Source organism: Streptodolium elevatio (genome assembly GCF_053592165.1).
This window is the reverse complement of record NZ_JBSFVE010000034.1, coordinates 37,135-61,505: the sequence shown is the minus strand read 5'-3', so window position 1 is coordinate 61,505 and position 24,371 is coordinate 37,135. Positions and strand designations below refer to the sequence as shown.

Here is a 24,371-nt window from a genome sequence, read left to right as displayed (position 1 = left end):
CACGTTATTAATCTTGGTCTTCGCGCACAGTGAATACCCGTTCTTTTTTCTGCGGACCCCCGTCCCGGCCCCTGCTCGGCCGGCGCCCGCCGCCCGGGCCCCCACCGACGGATTTCACAGGCGTACACGGAGGGCGGCGGACGCCGGTTCAACACCGGTCGGCCCGTTCGCCTGGCTGTGCTGCCCGGGCGTGACGCCGCGATGCGAGGTGCGTCGTGACGTACGCCGTCCTGCGCCGCACCCGGGCAGGTCGCCCGGGGCGACACGCGCGGGCTACAGGCACGTGGCAAAAACCCGGCCACGTGCGGTGCGGCGGTTGTGCGGTCGTACCCGCCGTCGTCCGGCGTTGTTATTGCTGCGCGCTGCCGCGTTGCGGCGGCTCCACGGCACCTGGGGTACCAGCCTGGGCGCCTGCTGGGGCACCTTCCCCAGCGGCCGAGCGCGTACACCCGGTTGTCCCGGTACCTTCGGAGCGGCATCCGGACGTCGTCCGGACCGCGCGATGGGGTGAGGGATCTCCGGTGAGAGCTGCTGTTCTGGTGCCCGCGGCCGGGCTCGGACTGCGCCTGGGCGGCGGGCTGCCCAAGGCACTGCGGGAACTCGGCGACGTGCCGATGCTCGTCCATGCGCTGCGGTCGCTGCTGGCGGCCCCCTGTATCGACGCCGCGGTCGTGGCCGCACCGCCGGACGGTGTCGACGACGTACGCGGGTTGCTCGCGCGCGAACTGGGTGCGGACGCGCCCGTCACGGTCGTCGCGGGCGGCGCCACCCGCCAGGAATCGGTACGCCGCGCACTCGACGCGCTGACCGGGGACTGCCCGGTCGTCCTCGTGCACGACGCCGCACGGCCGTTCGTGCCGGTCGAGGTCGTCGAGGCGGTGGTGGCCACGATCGAGGCCGGCGCGCTCGCGGTCGTCCCCGCGCTGCCCGTCGTCGACACGGTCAAGGAAGTCACGGATGTCGCGCCCGACGGCGCTGCCGAGTGCGTGGTGCGCACGGTCGACCGGGCCTCGTTGCGCGCCGTGCAGACACCGCAGGGGTTCCGGCGCGATGTGCTGGCCGCCGCGCACGAGGCCTCGCCCGAGGGCGACACCACGGACGACGCCGGCATGGTGGAGCGCATGGGCGTCACCGTGTCGGTCGTGCCGGGGTCGGAGGAGGCGTTCAAGGTCACCCGGCCGTTCGACCTGCTGCTGGCCGAGGCGCTGCTGAACCGCCGCCGCGAACAACGGGCGGACCGGGCCGAGTAGCCGAGTAGGTGGAACAGGTGCGGCACGGGGAGCGGGCCGAGCGGTCGGGTTCGTGTGCCCCCTACCTTGTTGCGTTCCAGTCGTGTCCGCCGTATTCGTGTCCGCCGTTTTCAGTCCGCCGTTTTCGTGTCCGCCCTATCCGGAGTCCCCATGTCCGAACTCGCGTCACCCCTCGCAGGTCTGCCCCGCACGGGCATCGGTGTCGACGTCCACCCCTTCGAGGAGGGCCGCGACCTGTGGGTCGCGGGGCTGCACTGGCCGGGGGAGACCGGCCTCGCCGGCCACTCCGACGGTGACGTCGCCGCCCACGCGGCCTGCGACGCGCTGTTCTCCGCGGCCGGCATCGGCGACCTCGGCGCGCACTTCGGGACCTCGCGCCCCGAGTGGTCCGGCGCGTCCGGCATCGCACTGCTGACCGAGGCCGCCCGGCTGGTACGCGAGGCCGGGTTCGAGATCGGCAACGTCGCCGTCCAGGTGGTCGGCGTACGCCCCAAGATCGGGCCCCGTCGCGCCGAGGCCGAGAAGGCCCTCTCGGCAGCCGCCGACGCTCCGGTGTCGGTGTCCGCGACCACCACCGACGGACTCGGCCTGACCGGGCGGGCCGAGGGGCTCGCGGCGATCGCCACCGCGCTCGTGGTGCGGGTTTCGGCGCCGTAGCCTCCGTGGCATCCACTCCACCGGAGCCTTCACCGAAGCGACGACGAGAGGAACCGCCGTGTCCGACAAGCTCACCGACGCCGCGCGCACGATGATCGACGCACCGAACTTCGCCACGATGGCGACGCTGCTGCCCGACGGACGGCCGCAGCTTTCCGTCGTCTGGCTCCGGACGGACGGGGACGACCTGCTCGTCTCGACCGTCAAGGGCCGCCGCAAGCACCGGAACATCGAGGCGGACCCGCGGGTGACGCTGCTCGTCTACCCGAAGGACGACCCCTATACGTATGTCGAGGTCAGGGGCACCGCCGTGCTGGAGGACGACGGCGCGCCCGAGCTGATCCAGGAGCTGTCGCAGCGGTACGACGGCAAGCCGTTCCGCGAGGGCGACCCCGCGAACGAGCGGGTCGTCGTGCGGGTCACCCCGGACCGGATCGTCACGCGGGGCTGAATGCGGGAGCTTCCCCGCCCTGACACCCCGTAAACTCGCAGGGTGAGCATGCGCCTATACGACACCAGCACCCGCACGGTCCGCGACTTCGTGCCGCTCGTCGAGGGCACCGTGTCGATCTACCTGTGTGGTGCCACCGTCCAGGCTCCGCCGCACATCGGGCACATCCGTTCCGGCCTGAACTTCGACGTGCTGCGGCGCTGGCTCGCGTACCAGGGCAACGACGTGGTGTTCTGCCGCAACGTCACGGACATCGACGACAAGATCATCGCGAAGGCGTGCGAGGCCGACGTGCCGTGGTGGCGCGTGGGGTACACGAACGAGCGCGCGTTCGACGACGCGTACACCGCGCTGGGCTGCCTGCCGCCGACCGTCGAGCCGCGGGCCACCGGGCATGTGCCGGAGATGATCGAGCTGATGCAGCGGCTCATCACCACCGGGCACGCGTACCCGTCGGACGGCGACGTCTACTTCGACGTGCACTCGTACCCGGAGTACGGCGCGCTCAGCGGCCAGCGTCTCGACGCGATGCGCGACCAGGGCGACGCGGGCGTCGGGGCCAAGCGCGACGCGCGCGACTTCGCGCTGTGGAAGGCCGCCAAGCCCGGCGAGCCGTCGTGGGACACGCCGTGGGGCCGGGGCCGGCCGGGCTGGCACCTGGAGTGCTCCGCGATGGCCCACCGCTACCTCGGCGAGCGCTTCGACATCCACGGCGGCGGCCTCGACCTGGTGTTCCCGCACCACGAGAACGAGATCGCGCAGTCCAAGGCGGCGGGCGACGGCTTCGCCAACTACTGGATGCACAACGCGTGGGTCACCATGAGCGGCGAGAAGATGAGCAAGTCGCTCGGCAATTCGGTGCTGGTGTCGGAAATGGTCAAGCGCTGGCGGCCGATCGTGCTGCGCTACTACCTCGCCTCGCCGCACTACCGCTCGATGATCGAGTACAGCGAGGCGGCGCTGCAGGAGGCCGCGACGTCGTTCGCGCGCATCGAGGGCTTCCTCGAGCGTGCGGGCGAACTGGCCGGGCCCGTCCCGGCCGACGACGAGGTCCCGGCCGCGTTCGCCGACGCGATGGACGACGACCTGGGCGTGCCGCAGGCACTCGCGGTCGTGCACAACACCGTGCGCGAGGGCAACACCGCGCTGGCGCAGGGCGACAAGGACGCGGTGGCCGCCCAGGTGGGCGCGCTGCGCGCGATGCTCGGCGTGCTGGGGCTCGACCCGGCGGCCGAGCCGTGGGTGTCCGTCGGCGCCGGGGACCGCACCGAGGACCTGCGCCACGTCGTCGACTCGCTGATCCACCTCGCGCTGGAGCAGCGGCAGGCGGCTCGCGCGCGCAAGGACTACCCGGCCGCCGACGCGGTCCGCGACCGGCTCACGGCGGCGGGCATCGTCGTCGAGGACACCCCGCAGGGTCCGCGCTGGACCCTGGAGCGGCACAGCGACCGCTGAGCCCGCTCCACCCGACCCCGGCAACGGGGCGATGAGACCGCAACCAGGACGCCGGTGCGCGCACCGGCACGAGGACTGACCAGTCGCCGCCGCACCGGCGGTTCGCGTACGACCGTCTCCATGCGGCCGGGCCGAGCGCCCGGCCGTACGGTTGTACGTGCGAGACGAGAGCACCGAAGGGACATCGACATGGCCGGCAACAGCCAGCGCCGCAACAAGCGCAACCCGGGGAGCAAGAAGGGGCCCCAGGTCGGCACGGGCGGGCACAGCCGCCGTGCGCTGCGCGGCAAGGGCCCGACGCCGCCTGCCGAGATGCGCAAGGGGCACGCCAAGCAGCGCGCCGCGAACGCCGCGGCCAAGCGCGCCGCGCGGCCGACCGGCCGTACCGGCGTCGCGCGTGGCAGGGGCGGCAAGGGCACCGTGGAACTGGTGTACGGGCGCAACTCGGTGGTCGAGGCGCTGCGCGCCGGCATCCCGGGCAGCGCGCTGTACGTCGCGCAGTTCATCGACTCCGACGACCGCGTGCGCGAGGCCCTCAAGCTCGCCAACGAGATGTCGATCCCGCTGCTGGAGGCGCCGCGCCCCGAGCTGGACCGGCTCACCGAGGGCGGCCACCACCAGGGCCTCGCGCTGCAGATCCCGGCGTACGAGTACGCCCACCCCGACGACCTGGTCGAGGTCGCGCACGACAACGGCGAGGTGCCGCTCGTGGTCGTGCTCGACGGCATCACCGACCCGCGCAACCTCGGTGCGGTCATCCGCTCCGCGGCGGCCTTCGGCGCGCACGGCGTGGTCGTCCCCGAGCGACGTGCCGCGGGGATGACGGCGGGTGCCTGGAAGACGTCGGCGGGCGCGGCGGCGCGCGTGCCGGTGGCGCGGGCGTCCAACCTGCGGCAGGTGCTGGAGGCGTACCAGAAGCAGGGGCTGTTCGTGGTCGGCCTCACCGCCGACGGCACCGACGAGCTCGCCGAGCTGTCGACCGCCGACGAACCGCTGGTCATCGTGATCGGCTCGGAGGGCAAGGGCCTGTCGCGGCTGGTGACCGAGACGTGCGACCAGACCGTGGCCATCCCGATGGCGGCGGGCAACGAGTCGCTCAACGCGGGCGTCGCGGCCGGGATCGTGCTGTACGAGGTCGCGCGCCGGCGCGGCATCTGACCTGTCGGGCGCGGCTGACCAACATCTGCCCAACGCGGCTGCCCAATGCGGCTGCCCGGCGCGGCCGCCCAACGTGGCTGCTGAGCACGGCTGCCGCGCGTTGCCGGGTGCCGGTGCGGCGCTGCCAGGCGGCGCCCTGGGCGAACTCCTTCGGGTGATTCCTGGCGCCGTATCGGGTGGGCGTGTCACCGGGGCCGGTCGCGGGGCTCGAAGATAGATGTCCGTATGGCCGCATCCTCCCGGGGGGATCCGCGGTTAGAGATGCGTGGAGACCAGATCGGAAGGCCGCTTTGGTGGCCAGCGTGATCAGGACGACCGGCTGAGCGGTGGGGGACCCGCGGATTTCGGAAGCGTCCCGACCTTGGTACGGGACCCGGTCGATCCTGCGGCCGTGTCCGCCGCCACCCGCAGTCTTCGGGTGGTGATCGGACCGCCCCAGGGTGCGCGCGAGGCGCAGGTGCCCGGGCAGCGCGACGGGTTCCGGTCGGACCCGACCGACGCCACCACCGAGCTGCCGCGGGTCGATCCGGGGGCGGACCCGCCGACGTCGGTGATGCCGCCGGTGCGCGACAGACCCGTACGCGACCGCCCGGCACGCGACCGGACCGCGGCCGCGCGGACCTCGCGTACGGCAGCCGCGCGCACCGCGGCTCGTACGGAGGCCCGGTCCTCGGCCGCGAAGGCGCAGCCTCCGGCGCCGACGAAGCGCGGGCCGTTGCAGCCGGGGACGTTCCTGCTGCCGCTGCGCGGGTTCCTGGGCATCGCCTTCCTGTTGGAGGGCCTGCGCAAGCTGTACGACCCGGCGTTCCTGGACGCGGACGCGCCCGATTCCTTCGCGCACCGCATCGAGGTGCTGCGGGGCGGCAGCTTCGTGCCCGGCGTCCTCGACCTCGCGTCGCAGCACGCGATCACGGTCGGGCTGCTGTTCGCCTTCGGGCAGGTGGTGGCCGGCGTCGGCGCGCTGCTGGGGCTGTGGACCCGGGCGATGGGCATGATCGGCATGCTGCTGTCGCTCGGCGTGCTGGTCGCGGTGGGCGGGAGTTCGTCGCCGTACCACGCGGCCTACGTGGTGTTCCTGGCGGCGTGGAGCCCGCTGGCACTCGCGGGCGCGCCGATGTATTCGGTGGACTGCTGGCTGTCGCTGCGCAATTGGCGCGGTCCGCTGACGATCCCGGTACGCGCCCGGCGCCGCAAGCTCGGGTACGGCTCGATCATCGCGGGTGCGGGCGTCGGCCTGACGCTGCTCGCGGGTGCGCTGTTCGGGCACCCGACGGCCCCCGACACCACGCTGCCGGCGGGCGGCACGCCCGAGACGTCGGTGTCCGGCCCCGCGGCCTCGGAGGAGGCGCCCCAGCTGCCGGGCCCGGCGGTCGCTCCGCCGCCCGCCCCGCAGTCGGGCAGCTCCGCCGCCCCGGGTACCTCGGGTGCCTCGGGGGCGCCGGGCGCGACCAAGGGCCCAGCGACGTCCCCGTCGACGGCTCCGAAGACCAGCCCGGCGGCCAAGACGCCGGCCGGCGCCACCGCGACCCGGAAGCCGGCGGCAACCACGGGCGGCAACAACGCCCCGGCGGCCGCGACGACGCAGCCGAAGGCCACGTCGCAGAAGCCCTCGAACGCGGGCGGCGCGAGCAACAGCAACCCGCTGGGCGGGCTGCTGGGGGGGTGATCGGAGACGCGGGCGGTGTCCGGTGAGGCGGCCGTGCCGCCGACGCAGGACGGGGGAGGCGAAGACGTGGGCGTGGCCCGGGATTTCCCGGGCCACGCCCGTCGCGTTGGGGCCCGGTCGTTCGCCCGGGCTTGCCAGGCATTCCCAGCTTGCCAGCCTTGCCGAATTTGCCAGCCTTGCCGGGTCCCACGGGTCTGCCCGGTCTACCCGGGCTGCTCGGCTTGCCGGGACCGCGGGTTCTGCGGACAGTTTGGAGAACCCGCTCCCGTCAGTCCGCGACACCCTTGTGCGCGACGACGTGCCGGATGTCCACACGGACCAGCAACTCGCCGGGAACGCCGTTGCGTTGGCCGTACTCCTCGGCACGGTCCTCGCCCATGTACCGACCGCCGATCCGGCCGGCCCATGTCCTCAGTTCCGCCGGATCGTCGATCAGCCGGGCCTCGCCCTCGACGACGACGTAGCTGAACGGCGGCCGGTCGTCGTCGACGCAGAGGCTCACCCGGGGGTCGTTCCGCAGGTTGCGGCCCTTGACCGAGGTCTCGGCGGTGTTGAAGACCAGTTCGGCGTGTACGCCGTCACTGTCGGGGGCGGCGAGTTCGTCGACGTCGAACCAGATGGGTGCGACGTGCGGCCGCCCGTCCGGGCGGACCGTCGCCAGCTTTCCGGTGCGCGGCCCTTCCCTGAGGAAGGCCAGTGTCTCGGCGGGCGTCATGCGTTTCATGGCGTCCAGTCTCCCCGGCCCGGGCCCGCCCGGGGGCGCGGTGGGCGTCGACACGCGTAGGGCCCCACCGGTCGCAACCGGTGGGGCCGTACGCGTCGCTACTGGTGGCGGAGCCGCGTTCCGGGCCGTCAGTCGGCCAGGCGCTCGCCGGTCACGGTGGAGAACAGGTGGGTCTCGCCCGCGTGCGCCACGACGTGCAGCGTCTCGCCCTTGTTCGGGACATTGCGGCCCGAGACCCGCACGACCAGGCTCTTGGCCTCGCCGTCGATCTGGGCGCTGCCGTAGACGTAGGCGTCGGAGCCCAGTTCCTCCACGACGTCGACGACGACCGCGAGACCGTTGCCGGTCTTGCTCAGGCCATCGCCGGTGCGGACCTCCAGGTGCTCCGGGCGCACGCCCAGCGTCACCTTGGTCGCGCCCTCCGCCGCGGCGAGTTCGCGGGCCTCGCGCGAGACCGGGACGACGACGTCGCCGAAGCGCACGCCGTCCTCCGCGAGGTCGGCCTCGATGAGGTTCATCGCGGGGGAGCCGATGAAGCCCGCCACGAAGACGTTGGCCGGCCGGTCGTACATGTTGCGCGGCGTGTCGACCTGCTGGAGCAGGCCGTCCTTGAGCACCGCGACGCGGTCGCCCATGGTCATGGCCTCGACCTGGTCGTGCGTGACGTACACGGTGGTGATGCCGAGGCGGCGCTGCAGCGACGCGATCTGGGTGCGGGTCTGGACGCGGAGCTTGGCGTCGAGGTTCGACAGCGGCTCGTCCATGAGGAAGACCTGCGGCTCGCGGACGATCGCGCGGCCCATCGCGACCCGCTGGCGCTGGCCGCCGGAGAGGGCCTTGGGCTTGCGGTCGAGGTACTCGGTGAGGTCGAGGATCTTGGCGGCTTCCTCGACCTTGGCGCGGATGGTGGTCTTGTCGACGCCCGCGATCTTGAGGGCGAAGCCCATGTTGTCCGCGACGGACATGTGCGGGTAGAGCGCGTAGTTCTGGAACACCATCGCGATGTCCCGGTCCTTCGGCTCCAGGTAGGTGACGTCGCGGTCACCGATGTGGATGGCGCCGTCGGTGACCTCTTCGAGGCCGGCGAGCATGCGCAGCGAGGTGGACTTGCCGCAGCCGGACGGGCCCACGAGGACCAGGAACTCGCCGTCGGCGATCTCCAGGTCGAGCGCGTTGACGCTGGGGCGGTCGGCGCCCTTGTAGGTGCAGGACGCCTTGCGGTACGTGACCGAAGCCATGGTGGTACTCCCCTTCACCGGCAGGAACGTGCCGGACGATCCGAGTGGAGGGCGAATGGTCTAGTCCACCTAAGTGGACTCGCGCCACCGTACCCGCCGTACCGGCCTGTTGTCAGCCCTGTACGTCACTCCCTTCTCCTGCAAGTCCTTGCATCTGATGCAAGCCTCTGCCGAAACCTTCTGAACGCTTCAACTACGCTGGACGGCCATGAGGACACGGTTGGCGGACATCGCCGCCCAAGCGGGGGTCAGCGAGGCGACCGTCAGCCGCGTGCTCAACAGCCGCCCGGGCGTCGCGGAGGACACCCGGCGTGCCGTGCTGACCGCCCTCGACGTCCTTGGGTACGAGCGGCCGGCCCGGCTGCGCCGCCGCAGCGCCGGTCTGGTCGGCCTCATGGTGCCCGAGCTCGACAATCCGATCTTCCCGGCGTTCGCGCAGGTCATCGAGCGTGCGCTCGCGCACCACGGCTACACGCCGGTGTTGTGTACGCAGACCCCGGGCGGCGCGACCGAGGACGACTACACCGAGCTCCTTCTCGAACGCGGCGTCTCCGGCATCATCTTCGTCTCCGGCCTGCACTCCGACTCGGGCGCAGACCTGTCGCGGTACGTGCGGCTCGTCGAGCGCGGCCTGCCGGTCGTCTTCGTCAACGGCTGGGCGGACGGCATCGACGCGCCCTTCATCTCCAGCGACGAGTCGGTCGCCGTCGAGCTGGCGATAGGCCACCTGGCGTCCCTGCGGCACCGGCACATCGGCCTCGCGGTCGGGCCGGAGCGGTACGTGCCGACCGCGCGCAAGATCGCCGGCTTCCGACGCGGCCTCAGGGAGACGTTCGGCATCGACGACGCCGACCCGTGGATCGAGCGCTCGCTGTTTTCGGTCGAGGGCGGCCAGGCCGCGGCCGGCACGCTGCTCGACCGCGGCGCGACCGCGGTCGTGTGCGGCAGCGACCTGATGGCCCTCGGCGTCATCCGGGCGGTGCGCGAGCGCGGTATGACCGTGCCGGGCGACGTCTCGGTGGTGGGGTACGACGACTCGCCGCTGGTCGCGTTCACCGATCCGCCGCTGACGACTGTGCGGCAGGCGGTCGCGCCGATGGGCGCGGCGGCGGTGCGTGCGCTCCTCGACGAGATCGGCGGGGGCCGGGCACCGCGAACCGAACTGGTGTACCGCCCCGAGCTGGTGGTCCGCGGTTCGACCGGGCCCGCAGCGGTGCCGACCGTGGTGGTCCCCGCCGACGTCGAGGCGGCTGCGGCGCACGACCGGGACGCGGTGGTGCTGCCCGCGCCCGTGGTGGTGCTGCCCGGCCAGGTCGGGGACGTACCCGCCCCTGCCGCGCCGGCGTGAGCACGCGCGCCGGATCCGGCTGAGCGGGCTGCCGGGGGTCCGGCCGGGTCGTCGGCTGCCGGGGTCCGGCCTGGTCGGCCTGCTCGCTCTGGTCGGCCGTGGGACGGCCTTGCCCCGCACGCTCCCCCCTCGACTAGTGTCGATCTTCGTCCAGTGCCGTGGGCGGGACCGGCGAAGCGGTCAGGTCGCGTCCAGTCGAGATCGGTCGTGTTCGGTCGTGTTCGGCGGGTCCGGTCGCGGCACCGGTGAACACATCGTGAGGCGATGAAGCACGAGCGGGGGCTCAGCACCGTGGCACACAACCATCCGCACGACTCCGGGGGCCGGGAGGGCGTCGGCGACCCGGTTCAGGAGGCACACGGCGAGCTGGCGATGGCCCGTCTCGCATTCGCCGACGGCGAGACCGGACACGCCGCCGTACACGTCGCGAACGCGCTGTTCTGCGAGCCCGCGCTGCCCGAGGCGCACGAAATGCTCGGCGTTCTGGCCTCCCGCGCGCCCGAGGGCGGCGTCGGCCTGTACGGGCCCGACGAGCACGGCGGCATGTTCGCGGGCAGTGCCGCGGCGCTCGCCCATCTCCAGGCCGCCGCGGGCGACTTCGACCGTGCGCTGACCGGCCTCTCCCAGGTCGCGGCACACGAGCCGCACCGCCCGTGGGCGGCCTCGGCCGGGTGGCTGGGTCCGGACCTCGTGCCGCGCCTGGACCCGGAGGCGTTCGCCCGCACGATGCTGGGCATGGTGCAGGTGCTCGACGACCCCGTGCCCGACGAACACCGGCCTCAGCTGGCCCCGTTCGCGGAGTTGGCGGTGGCGATGACGCAGGCTCACCCGGGCCACGGCTTCCTGCTGTGGGCCGGGTCCTCGTTCATGCGGCGGCTCGACGCGCTCGGCGAGGCGGTGGACTGGGCGTTCCGGGCCTGGACGCAGGACCGTTCGCTGGAGGCCGCCATCATGCTCGGCAACGCGTGGCGCCGGGTGGGGCGCGAGCGCGACACCGAGAAGCTGTGGGCCACCGTGCTGCGCGACCACCCCGAGGACCTGGACCTGCACGTCGACCTAGGCGAACTCCTCGCCGGACAGGGCAGATTCGACGAGGGCATCAGTTGGATCGAACGCGCGCTCGCGACCGACCCCACACATCCGAAGGCCGCCCCCGCGCTGCACGGCGTGCGGTGGGCCCGGGACCGCGACATCGCCCATCTGATAGCGCTGATCGACCACTTGCGGTCGCACCCCGACCACGGGTACGCCCATGAGCTGGTCGCGCGGGCGTGCTCAGGTGCGTGGTTGCGGCATGTGCCGTACCCCACCGAGGCGTTGACGAACACACTGCGCCAACTCCTGGACCAGGTCGAGCCGGGCGACGCGGAGATCGCGATCTCGCTCAGTGCGTTGGAACCGCCGAGTGCGCTGCTCGCGGTACGCGGGGCGTTCCCGCGCTTCGGGCTGACCGTGCAGTCGGTCCCGGAGCCGGACCCGCGGGCGCCGCTGCGGCCGGGCAAGTACGCGGTGTGGGCGTACGCTCCGGGCTCGACGGAGGCGCGGCCGGTGCCGGGCGTACCGGATCCGGCGACCGCGGAGGCGGTGCGCGGCCTTGCCGACCCGTCGTGGCCGCATCCCGCACTGGCCTACGACCGGGCCGTATTGCTGGCCGGCTGCGGCCTCGACGACCTGCTCGGCGTCCTGGCACACCCGCCCGCGCCCGACGACAGCGAGTTGGGGCAGACCTTCGCCCGTCACGAACCGGCCTTGTGGGTACGCCTCGTGCAGATCTGGGCCTGCCTCGGCATCGCCCACCACCGGGCGGACGAGCCGTGGGAGGGCTCGGTTCGCCGCGCGGTGCTGGTGGACCTGGCGTTCGGGCCCGAGGACTGGGTGAGCGACGCGGCGCTGTTCGCGCTCGTCGCGACCGCCTGGCTGGTGCCCGATGTCCGGGACGACGTCGCGGAGTTGGTGGCCCAGCGGTTCGTCGACGCGGTGACGGCGTACCGCACGCGCGAGGTGACGGTGCTGCGCTCGCTCGCGGACCTGGTGTTGGCGACACCACGAATGCCCCGGCAGATTGCGGAGCTGGCGCGGGAGCGCCTGGCCGCGTTGGACGCGGAGTCGGGGTCGTCGTCGGGGGCGGACGAGGGCTGACGCACCGGCGGACTCAACGGCTGATTCGCCCAATTCGACCGACGCGACCAATTCGCCTAATTCGACCGATGCGACCGACGCGACGGACAAGGTCGACGCGACGGATACGACGGTTACGGACGCAGCCGACTCGACCGGAGGATCGCACCGCACTGCCGCTGCGGTGCGATCCTCCGGTCGGTCGGCCGATCTGTCCGCCGATCTGTCCGTCGCTCCCCGTCGGCGTGTCACCCGGCGTGAGTGCCGTGCGTGCCGTGGTGGGCGTGGCCTTCGTGACCGTCACCCCCGGCGTGACCGGCATGCCCGGCGTGGCCTGCGTGTTCCCCGTGACCGGCATGCGCGTCGTGTCCGGCGTTTTCCGGCAGTTGCCCGCCCTGCGGCGCGGGACGCGCGGCGATCGCGGTGAACTCCGCGGTACGCACGACTCCTTCGTGCTGGAAGTCCAGGTAGAGCCGGTACGCCCCGGCGCTCGGCGCCGCCGCGTGGAACACGATCCCGGGACCCGCCGGCGTCACGCCGTCGCCCGGCTCGCCCAGCGGGTGCACGTGGAGGTAGCCGAGGTCGCCCTGCCGCAGCGCGACCAGGTGTCCGTACGCCTCCAGGTACGCCTCCAGGTCGGTCACCGCCTGGCCGTTCTTGGTCACCGACATAGTCAGTAGCCCGCCGTCGCCGGTGGCGAGGTCGCCGTCGAGGGTCACGGTGTACTCGTCCACGTGCGCGGTCCGGGAGGGTTCGGGCAGTGGGACCGGCTGGTAGACGCCCGCCACGGCCACGTCGGCGCCGAGCGTGAGGCCGCCCGCGGGGTCGCCGGTCGGCGTGAAGTCCGCGAAGATCCGGTGGTCGCCCGCGTTCGGGAAGGTCAGCGGGACGGACCAGGTGCCGTCGGCGCCGAGCACCGGGTGCACGTGCTGGAAGCCGGAGAGGTCCCGGCGGGCGACGATGAGGTGAAGTTCCTTGCCGTGCGAACGGTCGTACCGCGTCCAGGGGTTGCCGTCCGGCCCGATGATCCGGAAGCGGAGGTCGGTCGGCATGCCGACCTGCAGCGGATCGGAGGTCGGCACCAGGGTGTAACCGCGTTCGGAGACCTGGAGGCCGCCCGGAAGTGCCGCGCCGTGCCCTCCCGCGCCATGGGCGTGTGCGTGGCCGTGGGCCGACTCCGCGGCGGGGGCCTGGGTGTCGTGTCCGGTGTGCGTCTGGCGGTTCATGTCGGTGTTCCCTCCGTGTCTTCCGGAGGCGTCGTCCTCCGTGGTCGTTATTAGATACCCCCAGGGGGTATCGCGTCAATGCGACTCGCGATGCTGTCTCTCGCCCAGCTCGACAGCACTGCACAGGCCTCTACGCCCGGGGGGTATCCGGTGGAGCGCAGAAAGGCGGGAAGCCACCGTCCAGGAGGGCGGTGGCTTCCCGCATACGATGCGCGGCGGTTTCGAGGCGCGCGGAGGCGGCCGTACGAGCCGCTCGGGTCGGGTCAGCCCCGGCGGCTGCCCCACACTGCGTGCTCGGGCCCGTAGAAGTCGTAGGCCACGCTCGGGTCGGTGTTCCAGATCTGCGTGGCGCGCTCCTCGCCCGTGTAGCGCGGCCACGCGGCGCCCGGGTCGAGGTCGCGGATGAACGCGACCCACGCGCCGTGCATGGCGTCGGCGAGCTTCCGCGGCGCATCCGGGCCGGTCGACGCCTCGGCGCCCTCGGCGTCGAGGAGGTCGAACGCGAACGGCAGGTCGAGGCAGTGGAACGCCATGCCGCCCATCATCCGCGCTCCCGAGAGCCACTCGAACGCGTAGAGCCAGGTGGGGAGTCCGAGCGCGGCACGGTCCTCGGCCACGCGTACCGCCGAGGCGCGGAACAGGTGGTCGGTCAGGCCCTGGCCGAGGATCTTCGCGGGGCTCGAGCCCTCGTGTAGCCGCAGGTACGCCTCGATGGCGTCCGGACCGAGCCCGACCTGTGCGAGCATGCCGCGTACCGCCTCGATCGGCAGGTCGGGCATGCTGAACTCGGCCGCCATGTTGAACTCGTGGTGCGTCGCGCCGAGCATCAGCGGGACCGGGCTCGCGGAACCGTCGCGGATCGCGTCCGGCACCTGCTCCGGGATCAGGTCGCCGTCCGCGAACGGGGCGAGCACCAGCTCGGGCAGCGGCGCCGCGCCCTCGGCCGGTGCCGTCAACGCGTCCTGCAGCGCCAGCATTTCGTCGTCCGACAGGTCGCGCAGCGCGGCCACCGTCGCCGGTGTCCCGGTACGCGCGGTCAGGCGCTCGGCGACCGCGAGGCCGTCTGCGCGGCTCTGCGGCTCCATGACCGCACCCGACACCGAGATCGCGCCGCGAAACAGGTCGCGTGCCGACGGTGTCGCGAGCAGCGTCTGCACGGCGCCGCCGCCCGCGGACTGCCCGGCGATGGTGACCTTGGCCGGGTCGCCGCCGAAAGCCGCGATGTTGTCGCGCACCCATTCCAGGGCGGCGATCCAGTCGCGCACGCCGCGGTTGTCCGGAGCGCCCTCGACGTGCAGGAAGCCCTCGATGCCGAGCCGGTAGCCGAGCGAGACCACCACGATGCCGTCGCGGTTGAACGCGCGGCCGTCGTACCACGGGCTCGCCGCCGACCCGGCGACGAAGCCGCCGCCGTGGATCCACACCAGCACGGGCAGCGCGGACCCGGTGCCCGGGGCCGGGGTGAAGACGTTGAGGTTCAGCGTGCCCTCGCCGGGGACGGACGGCTCGGGGATGATCGTCGGCCCCTCGCCGTCACCGAAGGCGCGGCGCTGCGCGGTCGGACCGTACGCGGTGGCCGCCAGCGGCTCGGTCCACGGGTCCGGTGCCACCGGCGCGGCGAAGCGCAGGTCGCCGACCGGCGGCTTGGCGTACGGGACGCCCAGGAAGCGGGCGGACCGGCCCTGCCAGGCGCCGCTGACCGGGCCCAGGATGGTGGTGACGAGCGGCGGCTGCTGGGTCACGGTGGTGGTCCTTTGCGATGAGGTAACGGAAATCCGGCGTTCGACCCGAGTATCAGTCTGGCCGTTCATATATTGCAAGAGTTAAAAAAAATAGATGTGACGGCCGTCTCCAGGGCCGCCCGCCACCCCGCCCCCCGACCCGCCGCAGGGCACAATCGACCTCGTGAGAGCCCCCACCGACCGACCGCAGACGGCGCCACCCGCGGACACCGCGGCCGTGCGCCGCCACAATCTGGCGCTCGTGCTGCGGCACATCGCGGCGTACGGGCCCTGCGCGCGCACCGAGCTGGCCGCCGCCACCGGCCTCGTGCACGCGTCGGTCACCGGGATCACCGCCGAGCTGATCGAGCGCGGCCTCGTCCGCGAGGTCGGTTCGGCGGCGACGGGCGGGCGCGGTCGGCCGCGGCGGCTGCTGCGGGTGGTCCCGGAGCGGGTGATGGCGATCGCGGTGCAGGTGACGCTCGAACGGGTGGAGGTCATGGTCGGCGACCTCGCGGGAACGGTCGTGCACCGCGTGTCGGAGCCGCACCGCGCGCCGTACGGCTCCCCCCGGCCGCTCGCCGTGGTGATCGCCCGCGAGATCGAGCGGGCGGCCGCGGTGGTGGCGGGGCACGAAGGGGCGCACCTGGCACGGGCCGTCGTCGCGATGGCGGCGCCGGTCACCGGCCCCGGGCACACGGTGCCCGCCGCGATCGACTTCGGATGGCACCGCACCGACCTGCGCGCGCTCGTCGAGGAGCACCTGCCGTCGCTCGCCTGCCCGGTCGACGTCGTCAACGACGCGAACGTCGCGGCGCTGGCCGAATACCACGCGCGGATCGCGGCGACCCGGCCGTCCGGCGAACCGCCGCACACCGTCGCCTACATCAAGGCCGACACGGGAGTGGGCGGCGGGCTGCTGATCGACGGCCGCATCCACACCGGGTCACGCGGTATGGCCGGCGAGATCGGCCACGTCCCGCTCGCTCTCGACGGCCCCGAATGCCGGTGCGGCGCCCGCGGGTGCCTGGCGTTGTACGTCGGCCCGGAAGCACTGGCCACCGCCGCGGGCCTCGCCGACCTCGCGGCGGCCGACGGACTGCCCGCGGCGCTCACCGAACTCGACCACCGCCTGCGCGCGGACGACCCGACGGCCGTCGCCGTCCTCACCGGGGCGGGCCGCACGCTCGGCGCGGCCGTCTTGGCCATCTGGGGGCTGACCGACGCGGGCGAGGTCATCCTCGGCGGCTACCTCGCCACCTGGGGCCGCTGGCTCCTCCCCGGCATCGCCGAGGCGCTGGAAGGACGCCGCGCGGTCGCGGACCGTCTCGAACCGGCCATCGTGCTCGGCGTCCTGGGCGGGGACGCGACCTTGCATGGCGCTCTGCGCATCAGCCGCGAAGCCACCCTCGACGACCCGACAACGGTGCCGATGGCGTAGCCGTACCTCCGGCCGCAGCCCTCGCCGTGCCCGCCTCATGCCCGCTTCGTGCCCGGCTTCGTCCCGTGCTCTCGGTGGGGCGGCCTCAGCAGGTGCTGTGGAAGAGACCGCCGACCCTTCCTCCACCAGGCGGTTGTACTCCGCGACCGCGGCCGTGGTGTCGGCCACCGGCACGGCGATGCCCTGGCCGCGAAGGAACTCGGCGGTCGAATCCGGGACTTAGAGGCGACGGTCGACCCCGCGCGTCAGCACGACGATGCCGCAGCCGTGCTCGGCGAACTCGCCGCGGATCGCCGGGGCGGCGTGGCGATCCGCGGTTGCTCACCACGGCGACCGCCATTCGTGTTCGAGGATCGAGTGGAGGATCGAGTCCCGCCAGGCCCCGCGTACGTACACGTGGTCCCGGATGCGGCCGTCCTCGCTCATCCCCGCCTTGCGCAACGTCTCGGCGGAGGCGGTGTTGAGGGGGGACCGGGCGGCCCAGATGCGGTGCAGCCCGAGTTGCGTGAAGCCGAGAGCGCAGAGCAGGTGCACGGTTTCGGTGCCGAAACCCTTGCCCCACATGTCGGTGCGCAGCGCGAAGCCGATGGTGGCCGCGAGTTGCGGCTCGATGGCCAGGCGGGTGACCCCGACGATGTCGTCAGGGGCGTCGTGCGGGACGGCCGCGAGGACGTACTCGTCGCGTGGTTCGGCATGGGCCGACGCGATGGCGCGGGCCACGACGCCGTCGACCTCCTCGGCGGACCTCGGTTCAAAGCTGAGGTGGCGCGTGGCGTCGGGATCTCCGTAGATCGCCAGCACCCCTGGGGCGTCGCCGTGGTCCAGTTCGCGCAGCCGCAGGCGCTTTCCCCGCACTTCGACCGAGTTCATGCGGCCGATCTACCCGGGTGGGCGCCGCGCGTACCCTCGGAACGGCGGTGCGCGTTCCGTCCGCCTCGGGGCGCGCCCGTCGCGTCGCGCCCCGCACGAACTCGCAAGCCCCCTGTACGGCCTCAGTGCAGTTGCGCCGTCGTGGGGCCGGCGGTGAACTCCTCGATCTCCTCGCGGACGTCCGCCGCCGCCCGGGTACCGAGGAACCGCGCGTCGGACAGCGCGTCGTGCACGCGCCGTACGCTCACCAGGACGCCGAAGTTGCGCTGGTCGAACGGCAGCTCCAGAACCGGACGCACGGCCTCCACGGCACCTTCGAGTTCGCCCGCCGCGACGCGGGACAGCGCGAGGTTGGTCTGCGCGCCGGCCTCGTCGCCGAACGCCCATTCCTCGGGAGGGGCGTCGCGGTACGCGGCGACCGCGGCGTCCGCCTGCGCCTGGGCGCCGCGCGGGTCGTCGCGCAGATGGACCACGGCTTCCGCGACGTAGTAGAGCTGGCGGGCGCGCGGGAACGTGAGGATGCCGCCGTAGGAGTCGAGGTCGTCCGGCCGCAGCGCGTCGCGGGTGTCCTCGGCGCGGGCCGCCGCCGCACGGGCGTTCGGCGCGTCACCGAGCAGGGCGTACGCGCGTGCCTCCAGGCACGCGAGCCAAATGGACGTGGTGCCGCGGACGTCCTCCCCGACCGCGGTGCCGAGCGCGGCGTACCGGGCGGCCTCCTGGGGCCGTCCCGCCCAGTAGTTGATCAGCGACTGCATGCCGCGCACCCAGGCGCGCATGGCGGGGTGGTCGGCGTTGTCGGCGCAGACGTACGCGGTCCGTGCCTGCATCATCGCCGAGCGCGGATCGCCGACGTCGTGGCTGGCCTTCGCGAGCATGCCCGAGGTCATGCCGGCGAGCAGGTACAACTCCTTGGCCTGGGACGGGCGTACCCGACCGTGCTCGAGGATCCGGAACGTGGTGTCCTGCACCTCCACCAGATCACCGAGCAGCGTGGGGAGCGGCAGTCTCGGATAGGCGTCGGCGAGGCGCCGTACTTCGTCGTGTAGTTGCGCCAGGGTCTCGGGCACCACGGTGCTGCCCTCGGCTGCGCTGCCGAATCGGAACGCGCGACGTGCGGCCATCTCGACCTGCCTCTCCCGCTCACCGGTTCCCGGGTCGCCCCAGGTGCCGGTATCCAGTGTGGCGGCGAGCGGCCCGGCCCGGGGCGCCGGTTCGACCGTCCGTGCCGCCGCGGAGCGGTGGACGGACAGCGTCGGGACCGTTCGGGGCGACGCGGTGTGCTCGGGCTGGGCAGGGCCGAGGAGTTCGTCGACCGGGTGGTCGAACAACGCCTCCAGGACACGGCATTGGTCGGGGTAGGGGCGAGTCTTCAGCTCGCCGCCGTACCAGCGCTCGAACTGGCGCTTGGAGACCGTCAGTCCGCGTACCCGGCGGTCCCCCTCGCGCTCGGCGAGGGCTTGTGCGGCGCGCTCGTAGTGGTGCCGGAAGGTCTCGTAGACCTGCCAGTGGCGGCGGGTCACCAGAACCCGCAGCAGCGTCGGCGCCGTCGTCTCTTCCCTGGAACTCTCAGCCATCGAACCCCCGCGTGGGCGGTGCAGCTCGTCCAGTTTCGACGGTAGCCCCGGGGATCTCCACGATTATCCATCGCGCGAAGACGACGGCGACACGACGGTTCGCATGTCGGCCACCGCGACACGAATACGCCGTGGCGGCGCCGTCGCGCCCCCGGAGGACGGTGGCCACGACGGTAAGACGACGGTATCCGCGCGCGGCGGTCCGGGTGACGCTCGACATATGTGGTTGTGCGGACACGCCAATGACGCCGGGTCCGCACCGGGTGGGTGATTCCCTCGCCGGGTCGCCCACCCGTCACAGGCCGCGTCGGGGACGTCCCCGGCGGGGTCGGCGCACATCTGGAGGTTTTTCGATGGAACCGAACAGGCCTGGCACCGAGCGTACTTTGCGGTCACCCGGGGGCGGCAAGAGCCCGTGGCCCGTCGACGGCGGTGCGCAGTAGTCATGAGCCCTTCGACTCCGCAGAAGACCACGCGGCCGCGGCGGCGTGCGAAACAGGGGTCCACAACCGCCGGCCCCACGCACCAGGCGGACCCCGCCAACCCGGACAGCCCGTCCCACTCCGACGGCCCCTCTCCCGCCGAGAGCCCTTCCGGTGCCGAGCGCACCGCGCAGCCTGAGCGTTCGCTGTACGCCGTGCGCTCCGGTGAATCCGCCTCGTCCGCCACACCGTCCGTCGCTGCGTCCTCCGTCCCGTCCTCCGTCCCGGCAACGACGCCGGTGCGGAAGGCCGAGCCGCTGAACGGCATCCCTCAGCCGTCGGCGCCGTCGCCGGACCCCGACCCCGCCGCGGCCGCGCGCCTCGCCGCCGCGCTGGACCACGCCGCCCGCCTCCTCGACCGCGTCGCGGCCGGGCCGACCGTGCACGGGCGACGCGGCCGCAGCGCGGGCCGGCGTACCGAACTCGCGGGCGGCGGCGTGCCCGCGTGGCTTCGTGTGCTCACCACTCCGGTCGCCAAAGCCGCCGACCGGCGCTGGCAGGGCAACAGGACGGCCGAGTTCGCGTTCGGCGACTTGTTCGGAGACCGGTTCGGCGACTTCGTCGACCGGCGGCCCAAGCTGTTGGACGTGCGCGACTGGACGGACGGCGCGTACGCCTACCGGGCCGAACTCCTCCAGTACGTCGGGGCACCGCGATGCTCGTGGAGCCCCGCGGCGGAGACCTTGATCGACCTGCCCGACGCATGGTGGAGCGACCTGCGGCGCACCCTGGGCATCGTCGCCCGGGCGCGCACCCAGCGCACTATCGTGCACCAGGACTGGATCGACACCCTCGTACCCGAGCAACTCGGTTTCAGGGCACCGACGTTGCGCGCGATGGCGCCGGCCCACGGCTCGCTGCACTGGGCCAATCTCACACAGGGCGCCCCGGACCTCGGTCCCGACCTCGCTGCCGAGGCCGGGACCGAGCCCGGACCGGAACTGCTCGGCTGGGCGGCGTGGGGCCGCGCCCCGTTCGGCTACGACGCGGCGACGCTGTACGCGCACAGCCTGCCGGTCCCGGAGCTTGCCGCGCGGGTGCGTGCCGCGTTCCCCGAACTCGACACCGCGGACGGGCGCGTCGCCGAGATCGTGGTGACCGCGGAACTCCTGCATCGGATCGCGCGGGGGAACCACCGCGGGCTCGACGTCCTGGCGCCGCACCTGCGGGACCAGGCGAGGCGCCTGCGGCCGGCCGTCGGTCGCGTCCCCAAACCCAGGAGGGCAGTGCCCGCCTGAAAATGAGTCAGGCCCGACATGTGGGCGCCCCTACACTCCGACGAGACGTTGTGTGACGTCCGCGCCGGTGCTGTGGGGGCGCCGCACGGCCGCGTCACACCCATCACAAGGGAGCCGCGCGGTCATGTCCGACGTACTCGAACTCATGCACGGCACACCGGTCTTGGTGTGCGCTCCGGACGGTGGCGTCGTGGGCGGCGAACACGATGCCACCGACCTGATCGGTGACGCCTTCGGCCACGGCGCAACGTGGGTGGCCGTGCCTGTCGAACGGTTCGGGGACGGCTTCTTCGACCTGCGAACCCGGGTCGCGGGGGACATCGTCCAGAAGTTCGCGAACTACCGCATCGGACTGGCCGTCCTGGGTGACGTGGCCCCCAGGACGGCCGCAAGCAAGGCGTTCCGCGACTTCGTCCACGAGGCGGACCAGGGACGCCAGTTGTGGTTCGTGCCCGATCTCGCGGCACTCCGCGCTCGCCTGGCCCCGCCTGCTGCCGCCGACGGGCCCGTCACCAGCTGAGCGGACTGCTACGTTCCGCTTTCCTGTTTCCGCGCTCCGCGCTCCGCGTTCCGTTTCTCCGCATTTCTCGTGGCCATCGGGCTTCTCGCGTGCCCGTGTGCCTGCGTCCGGCCGGGGGGCGCTACCTTGACCGTCATGGATGAGACGGCTGCCCTCGACCTGGCCACTGCTCGCTTCCGCGACGCCGAGGCGGCATTTGAGGCTGCCAAGCGCGACGCCGCCGTGGCGGCGGTCGAAGCGCTGCGCGCCGGCATCCGTCCCGCCGACGTCGCGGCCCACTCGCCTTTCAACGTCGCGTACGTCCGCAAGCTGGCCCGCGAGAACGGCATCAGTCCGGCAGCCAAGCGCGCCAGCCGCCCGGTGCCGCCGGACCCGGACGAGTCCGCGTGACAAATCTGCCTGCTACTGCCCGTAGGGATGCGTCCGCTGCGGGTGTGGCGCCTGGCCGGGGTACGGCTGCTGCTGCATGGGAACCTGCGGGCCGCCCTGCGCATGCCCGTACAAGACCTGCATCAGGTAGTGCATTTCATCCCGCCACATGCGGTGCACATTGATGCGGCTCGGCTTTTGGCCCCCCGGCAGCATGAACCGGAAGGAGCTGTAGAGCGCGGCGGGCCGGACGTCGCCGATCAGATAGGGCGCCGGGTGGCGCGGGATCGCGTACAGAACCTCGTGCGGCCGCGCAGTCCACTTGCTCGCCCGCTGCACGAGCACGACCTGCTCGGTGACGGTGATGAAGTAGGACTTCACAAAGAGCAGCCACAGCGGCGTGATCATCGCCATCATCATCGGATGGGGCCCGCTCATCGCCATGATCGTGACGACGGGGCGGTCGGTCGGGTTCTGCCGGTAAATGGAATGTCCGACCTGCTGCAGGATCGTGGCTTTGCGCATTGCCATGTGCGGGCCCTCCTCAGGCGCTCGTCGTCCGGCGCAACTTGCCGATCCCGCCTCACGACACCCGCTGGTACGGCGGCAGGGGATCGTCGATTGGTTCGTCGGGCCGCCACGCGACCAGCGGCACCACCCCGGGCTCGACCAGCGCGAACCCGTCGAAGAACGCCTCGATCTCTGCGACTGTGCGGAACCGCCCGCTGCCGAGGCTCCGTAGTATCAACTGCTCCATCGAGGCAGCCTCGGGCCCGCTCGCGCAGAGAGTGCGTGAGGTAGAGGTAGCTGCCGGGCGCGACGGCGTCACGGTACGCCGCGACGACCCCGTTCGGGTCCTCGGCGTCGCCGAGGTGGTGCACGACGCCCAGCATCAGCAGCGCGATCGGCCGGGAAAAGTCGAAGAGGTCCGCGACCTCGGGACGGGACAGCACGTCGACGGGGTCACGCAGGTCGGCGGTGGCGACCTTGGTGAACGGATCGGAAGGCTTGCGAGGCTGCGGCGCCGTGAGCCCCCGTGTACGCGGAGTAGGAAGCGGTGAGCGTGGCGGAGCCTTTTGGCACCGCCACGCTTTGTCGTTGGTGGACGTCGCGCGGCGGGCCCCGTGTCGGTGGCGTACACACCCCACCCCGACGGGGTACCGCCCCCGCCACAGTTCGCGCCGCATCCGGGAGTAGATGGCGAAGACGGGGCGCGGCGCGTCGGGGAGCGGGCTGGGAATGGCTAAGGCCCAGGTCAGGGGAGTCTGACTTGGGCCTTTGAGGAGCCCCGAGTCGGGTTCGAACCGACGACTTCCGCTTTACAAGAGCGGCGCTCTGGCCAGCTGAGCTATCGGGGCCGGGGTTGTGCGGTGTCCATTGTGCACTGAGCTTCACACGCTACAAGCCACCGGTCCGAGAGGGCGACGGGTTTGTACCGAACGCGCGAGCGGGGCGGATCGTGGCCGTACGGGGGCGTGTGGGGGCGGCGGGTTGCTGTGGCGTGGGTGGGCCGATCATGCGACGCTCGTTTTGGACCGAAAAGTCCGAATACCGACCGCTGTGCCCGTACATCGCGGCGCGCACTGGACCAGGAGGCTCACATGGGGTTCTGGGACGTCATCGGTCTCATCATCGCCGGTTTCATCATCGGCATGCTCGCCCGGCTGTTCCTGCCCGGCAAGCAGGGCATCGGCATGCTGGCCACGATTGGCGTGGGCATCGTCGGCACGCTGGCCGGCTACGGCATCGCCGCCGGGTTGGGGGTCGAAGAGACCAGGGGTGTCGACTGGCTGAGATGGATCATCAGCATCGCCGTGTCGGTGGTCCTGGTGTCGCTGGTCGCGGGGTTCATGCGGAAGAGGGGCAGTTCGCACGTCTGAGCGCAGTAGGCGTTGACAGGTGGGCTTGCCGAGGTCGGTGAGCGGTGCGGGGTGTCAGGGGGCGGAACCTCAGGTTCCGCCCCCTGACGCGTCGTCAGATCGGGTTTGCGATCATGCGTTCATGGCCTCTGGAACCGAGTTGTGGCCGGGTATCGACCTGGCGGACCTGATGGACGCCCTGGACATCGCCGAGGCGGCGCCGGGGCGGTTTCGGGCGCGGAACATCGTGTCGCGGATCCCGACGACGCTCGGGAGCCAGGTGCTCGCGCAGACGGTTGCCGCCGCGGAGCGTACGGTGCCGGGCTTCGCGGTGCAGTCGGTGCAGGGGGTCTTCCCGCGCGGCGGCATCGCGGCGCAGCCGGTGTCGATCGAGGTCGAGGTCGTGCAGTCGGGGCGCGCGCTGGCCACGGTCGCGGTGGCGTTCCGGCAGGAGGGCCGCGAACACTCGCGTGCGCTGGTGATGCTGACGCGTGACGAGCCGGACTTCCTGCGCCACCACCGCCCGCTGCCGGACGGCATACCCGGCCCCGACGCGTGCGCGGACCTGCCGGTGGCGATGCTGCCGTGGGAGGTGCGGACGTACGGGGGCGCCGATGCGCTGGCACTCGGACTGGCCGGGCCGCCGACGCTGGACGTGTGGATGCGCTGCACCAAGGTGCCCGACGAGGCGTCGTTGTCGCGGTCGCTGCTGGCGTACGGCACGGAGGGGTTCCTCGGGCCGGTGGCGCTCCGCCCGTACACCGCGGACGCCGTCGCGGCGCTCGGTGGCAAGGGCACTTCGGTGATGCTCGCCCAGAACGTGACGTTCCACGAGCCCTTCTCGATCCACGAGTGGCTGCTGCTGCGCTGCGAGAGCGTGTACGCGGGGCGCAGCCGCATGCACGGCCGCATCCATGTGTACGGGCAGGACGGCCGGCTGGTCGCGTCGGTGTCGGCGGACGGCCTCATGCGTGTGGCGGAGTAGGGGCGGGTGAGGGCGCGCGAC

The 24,371-nt window shown here is 72.5% G+C and carries 21 protein-coding genes, 1 tRNA gene and 1 pseudogene; 14 read left to right on the top strand and 9 right to left on the bottom strand.

Annotated features, from left to right (window positions below; genetic code table 11):
• The first annotated feature begins 521 nt into the window (after positions 1-521).
• The 6 genes from ispD (at position 522) to ACWD12_RS37720 (ending at position 6,637) form a co-directional block, all read left to right on the top strand.
• A complete protein-coding gene (ispD, locus tag ACWD12_RS37745; RefSeq protein WP_358364329.1) occupies positions 522-1,250 on the top strand; it encodes a 2-C-methyl-D-erythritol 4-phosphate cytidylyltransferase in 729 nt (242 codons plus the stop codon).
• A 150-nt stretch (positions 1,251-1,400) separates the two neighbouring features.
• Entirely contained in the window at positions 1,401-1,907 is a 507-nt protein-coding gene (gene ispF / locus ACWD12_RS37740) for a 2-C-methyl-D-erythritol 2,4-cyclodiphosphate synthase (protein ID WP_358364326.1), read from the top strand.
• A gap of 58 nt (positions 1,908-1,965) precedes the next feature.
• On the top strand, positions 1,966-2,358 hold the full coding sequence (locus ACWD12_RS37735; RefSeq protein WP_450103397.1) for a PPOX class F420-dependent oxidoreductase: 393 nt from the start codon (positions 1,966-1,968) through the stop codon (positions 2,356-2,358).
• A 42-nt stretch (positions 2,359-2,400) separates the two neighbouring features.
• Positions 2,401-3,813: a cysteine--tRNA ligase gene (gene cysS, locus ACWD12_RS37730; RefSeq protein ID WP_450103396.1), complete on the top strand. Its 1,413-nt coding sequence runs from the start codon at positions 2,401-2,403 to the stop codon at positions 3,811-3,813.
• Positions 3,814-4,002: 189 nt separating this feature from the next.
• Positions 4,003-4,971 (top strand): 23S rRNA (guanosine(2251)-2'-O)-methyltransferase RlmB, encoded by a 969-nt coding sequence (gene rlmB, locus ACWD12_RS37725; protein ID WP_450103395.1) that lies wholly within the window; start codon positions 4,003-4,005, stop codon positions 4,969-4,971.
• 391 nt (positions 4,972-5,362) lie between these two features.
• Positions 5,363-6,637 (top strand): TQO small subunit DoxD, encoded by a 1,275-nt coding sequence (locus ACWD12_RS37720; protein ID WP_450103394.1) that lies wholly within the window; start codon positions 5,363-5,365, stop codon positions 6,635-6,637.
• Positions 6,638-6,905: 268 nt separating this feature from the next.
• On the opposite strand, the gene ACWD12_RS37715 is transcribed toward ACWD12_RS37720, so the two are convergent.
• Positions 6,906-7,361, bottom strand: a complete 456-nt coding sequence (locus ACWD12_RS37715) for a PPOX class F420-dependent oxidoreductase (protein ID WP_450103393.1) — start codon at positions 7,359-7,361, stop codon at positions 6,906-6,908.
• Positions 7,362-7,489: 128 nt separating this feature from the next.
• Entirely contained in the window at positions 7,490-8,599 is a 1,110-nt protein-coding gene (locus tag ACWD12_RS37710) for an ABC transporter ATP-binding protein (protein WP_450103392.1), read from the bottom strand.
• Positions 8,600-8,807: 208 nt separating this feature from the next.
• Here ACWD12_RS37710 and ACWD12_RS37705 point away from each other — a divergent pair, with 208 nt between their 5' ends.
• Positions 8,808-9,947: a LacI family DNA-binding transcriptional regulator gene (locus tag ACWD12_RS37705; RefSeq protein WP_450103391.1), complete on the top strand. Its 1,140-nt coding sequence runs from the start codon at positions 8,808-8,810 to the stop codon at positions 9,945-9,947.
• A gap of 264 nt (positions 9,948-10,211) precedes the next feature.
• Complete coding sequence (locus ACWD12_RS37700) at positions 10,212-12,086, top strand: hypothetical protein (protein ID WP_450103390.1); 1,875 nt, start codon at positions 10,212-10,214, stop codon at positions 12,084-12,086.
• 227 nt (positions 12,087-12,313) lie between these two features.
• On the opposite strand, the gene ACWD12_RS37695 is transcribed toward ACWD12_RS37700, so the two are convergent.
• Both ACWD12_RS37695 and ACWD12_RS37690 read right to left on the bottom strand, forming a co-directional pair.
• Positions 12,314-13,291, bottom strand: coding sequence for a hypothetical protein (locus ACWD12_RS37695; RefSeq protein ID WP_450103389.1), 978 nt, complete (start codon positions 13,289-13,291; stop codon positions 12,314-12,316).
• Positions 13,292-13,554: 263 nt separating this feature from the next.
• Positions 13,555-15,033 (bottom strand): carboxylesterase/lipase family protein, encoded by a 1,479-nt coding sequence (locus ACWD12_RS37690; protein WP_450103388.1) that lies wholly within the window; start codon positions 15,031-15,033, stop codon positions 13,555-13,557.
• Positions 15,034-15,196: 163 nt separating this feature from the next.
• On the opposite strand from ACWD12_RS37690, the gene ACWD12_RS37685 reads away from it, so the two are divergent.
• Positions 15,197-16,453, top strand: coding sequence for an ROK family transcriptional regulator (locus ACWD12_RS37685; RefSeq protein ID WP_450103387.1), 1,257 nt, complete (start codon positions 15,197-15,199; stop codon positions 16,451-16,453).
• 321 nt (positions 16,454-16,774) lie between these two features.
• Here ACWD12_RS37685 and ACWD12_RS37680 read toward each other — a convergent pair whose 3' ends face one another.
• Positions 16,775-17,323 (bottom strand): GNAT family N-acetyltransferase, encoded by a 549-nt coding sequence (locus ACWD12_RS37680; protein WP_450103386.1) that lies wholly within the window; start codon positions 17,321-17,323, stop codon positions 16,775-16,777.
• Positions 17,324-17,445: 122 nt separating this feature from the next.
• Positions 17,446-18,897: a hypothetical protein gene (locus tag ACWD12_RS37675; protein WP_450103385.1), complete on the bottom strand. Its 1,452-nt coding sequence runs from the start codon at positions 18,895-18,897 to the stop codon at positions 17,446-17,448.
• A gap of 445 nt (positions 18,898-19,342) precedes the next feature.
• Between ACWD12_RS37675 and ACWD12_RS37670 the strand changes: the two genes are divergently transcribed.
• The 3 genes from ACWD12_RS37670 (at position 19,343) to ACWD12_RS37660 (ending at position 21,527) form a co-directional block, all read left to right on the top strand.
• Positions 19,343-20,617, top strand: coding sequence for a hypothetical protein (locus ACWD12_RS37670; RefSeq protein WP_450103384.1), 1,275 nt, complete (start codon positions 19,343-19,345; stop codon positions 20,615-20,617).
• A gap of 124 nt (positions 20,618-20,741) precedes the next feature.
• Complete coding sequence (locus ACWD12_RS37665; RefSeq protein WP_450103383.1) at positions 20,742-21,137, top strand: DUF4180 domain-containing protein; 396 nt, start codon at positions 20,742-20,744, stop codon at positions 21,135-21,137.
• Positions 21,138-21,272: 135 nt separating this feature from the next.
• The gene (locus ACWD12_RS37660) at positions 21,273-21,527 is read left to right on the top strand and encodes a hypothetical protein (RefSeq protein WP_450103382.1); all 255 of its coding nucleotides are present in this window, start codon (positions 21,273-21,275) and stop codon (positions 21,525-21,527) included.
• Positions 21,528-21,539: 12 nt separating this feature from the next.
• Here the strand turns inward: ACWD12_RS37660 and ACWD12_RS37655 are convergent, their stop codons facing one another.
• From ACWD12_RS37655 to ACWD12_RS37645, 3 genes and pseudogenes are all read right to left on the bottom strand, one after another.
• Positions 21,540-22,037 carry a hypothetical protein gene (locus ACWD12_RS37655; RefSeq protein WP_450103381.1) on the bottom strand — a complete coding sequence of 166 codons (498 nt, stop codon included), beginning with the start codon at positions 22,035-22,037 and terminating at the stop codon, positions 21,540-21,542.
• Positions 22,038-22,089: 52 nt separating this feature from the next.
• Positions 22,090-22,693: pseudogene (locus tag ACWD12_RS37650) on the bottom strand (SAM-dependent methyltransferase).
• A gap of 97 nt (positions 22,694-22,790) precedes the next feature.
• Positions 22,791-22,864 (bottom strand) — tRNA-Thr (locus tag ACWD12_RS37645).
• A gap of 243 nt (positions 22,865-23,107) precedes the next feature.
• Here ACWD12_RS37645 and ACWD12_RS37640 point away from each other — a divergent pair.
• Positions 23,108-23,386 carry a GlsB/YeaQ/YmgE family stress response membrane protein gene (locus ACWD12_RS37640; protein ID WP_450103380.1) on the top strand — a complete coding sequence of 93 codons (279 nt, stop codon included), beginning with the start codon at positions 23,108-23,110 and terminating at the stop codon, positions 23,384-23,386.
• Positions 23,387-23,507: 121 nt separating this feature from the next.
• Positions 23,508-24,350: an acyl-CoA thioesterase gene (locus tag ACWD12_RS37635; RefSeq protein WP_450103379.1), complete on the top strand. Its 843-nt coding sequence runs from the start codon at positions 23,508-23,510 to the stop codon at positions 24,348-24,350.
• Positions 24,351-24,371 lie beyond the last annotated feature (21 nt).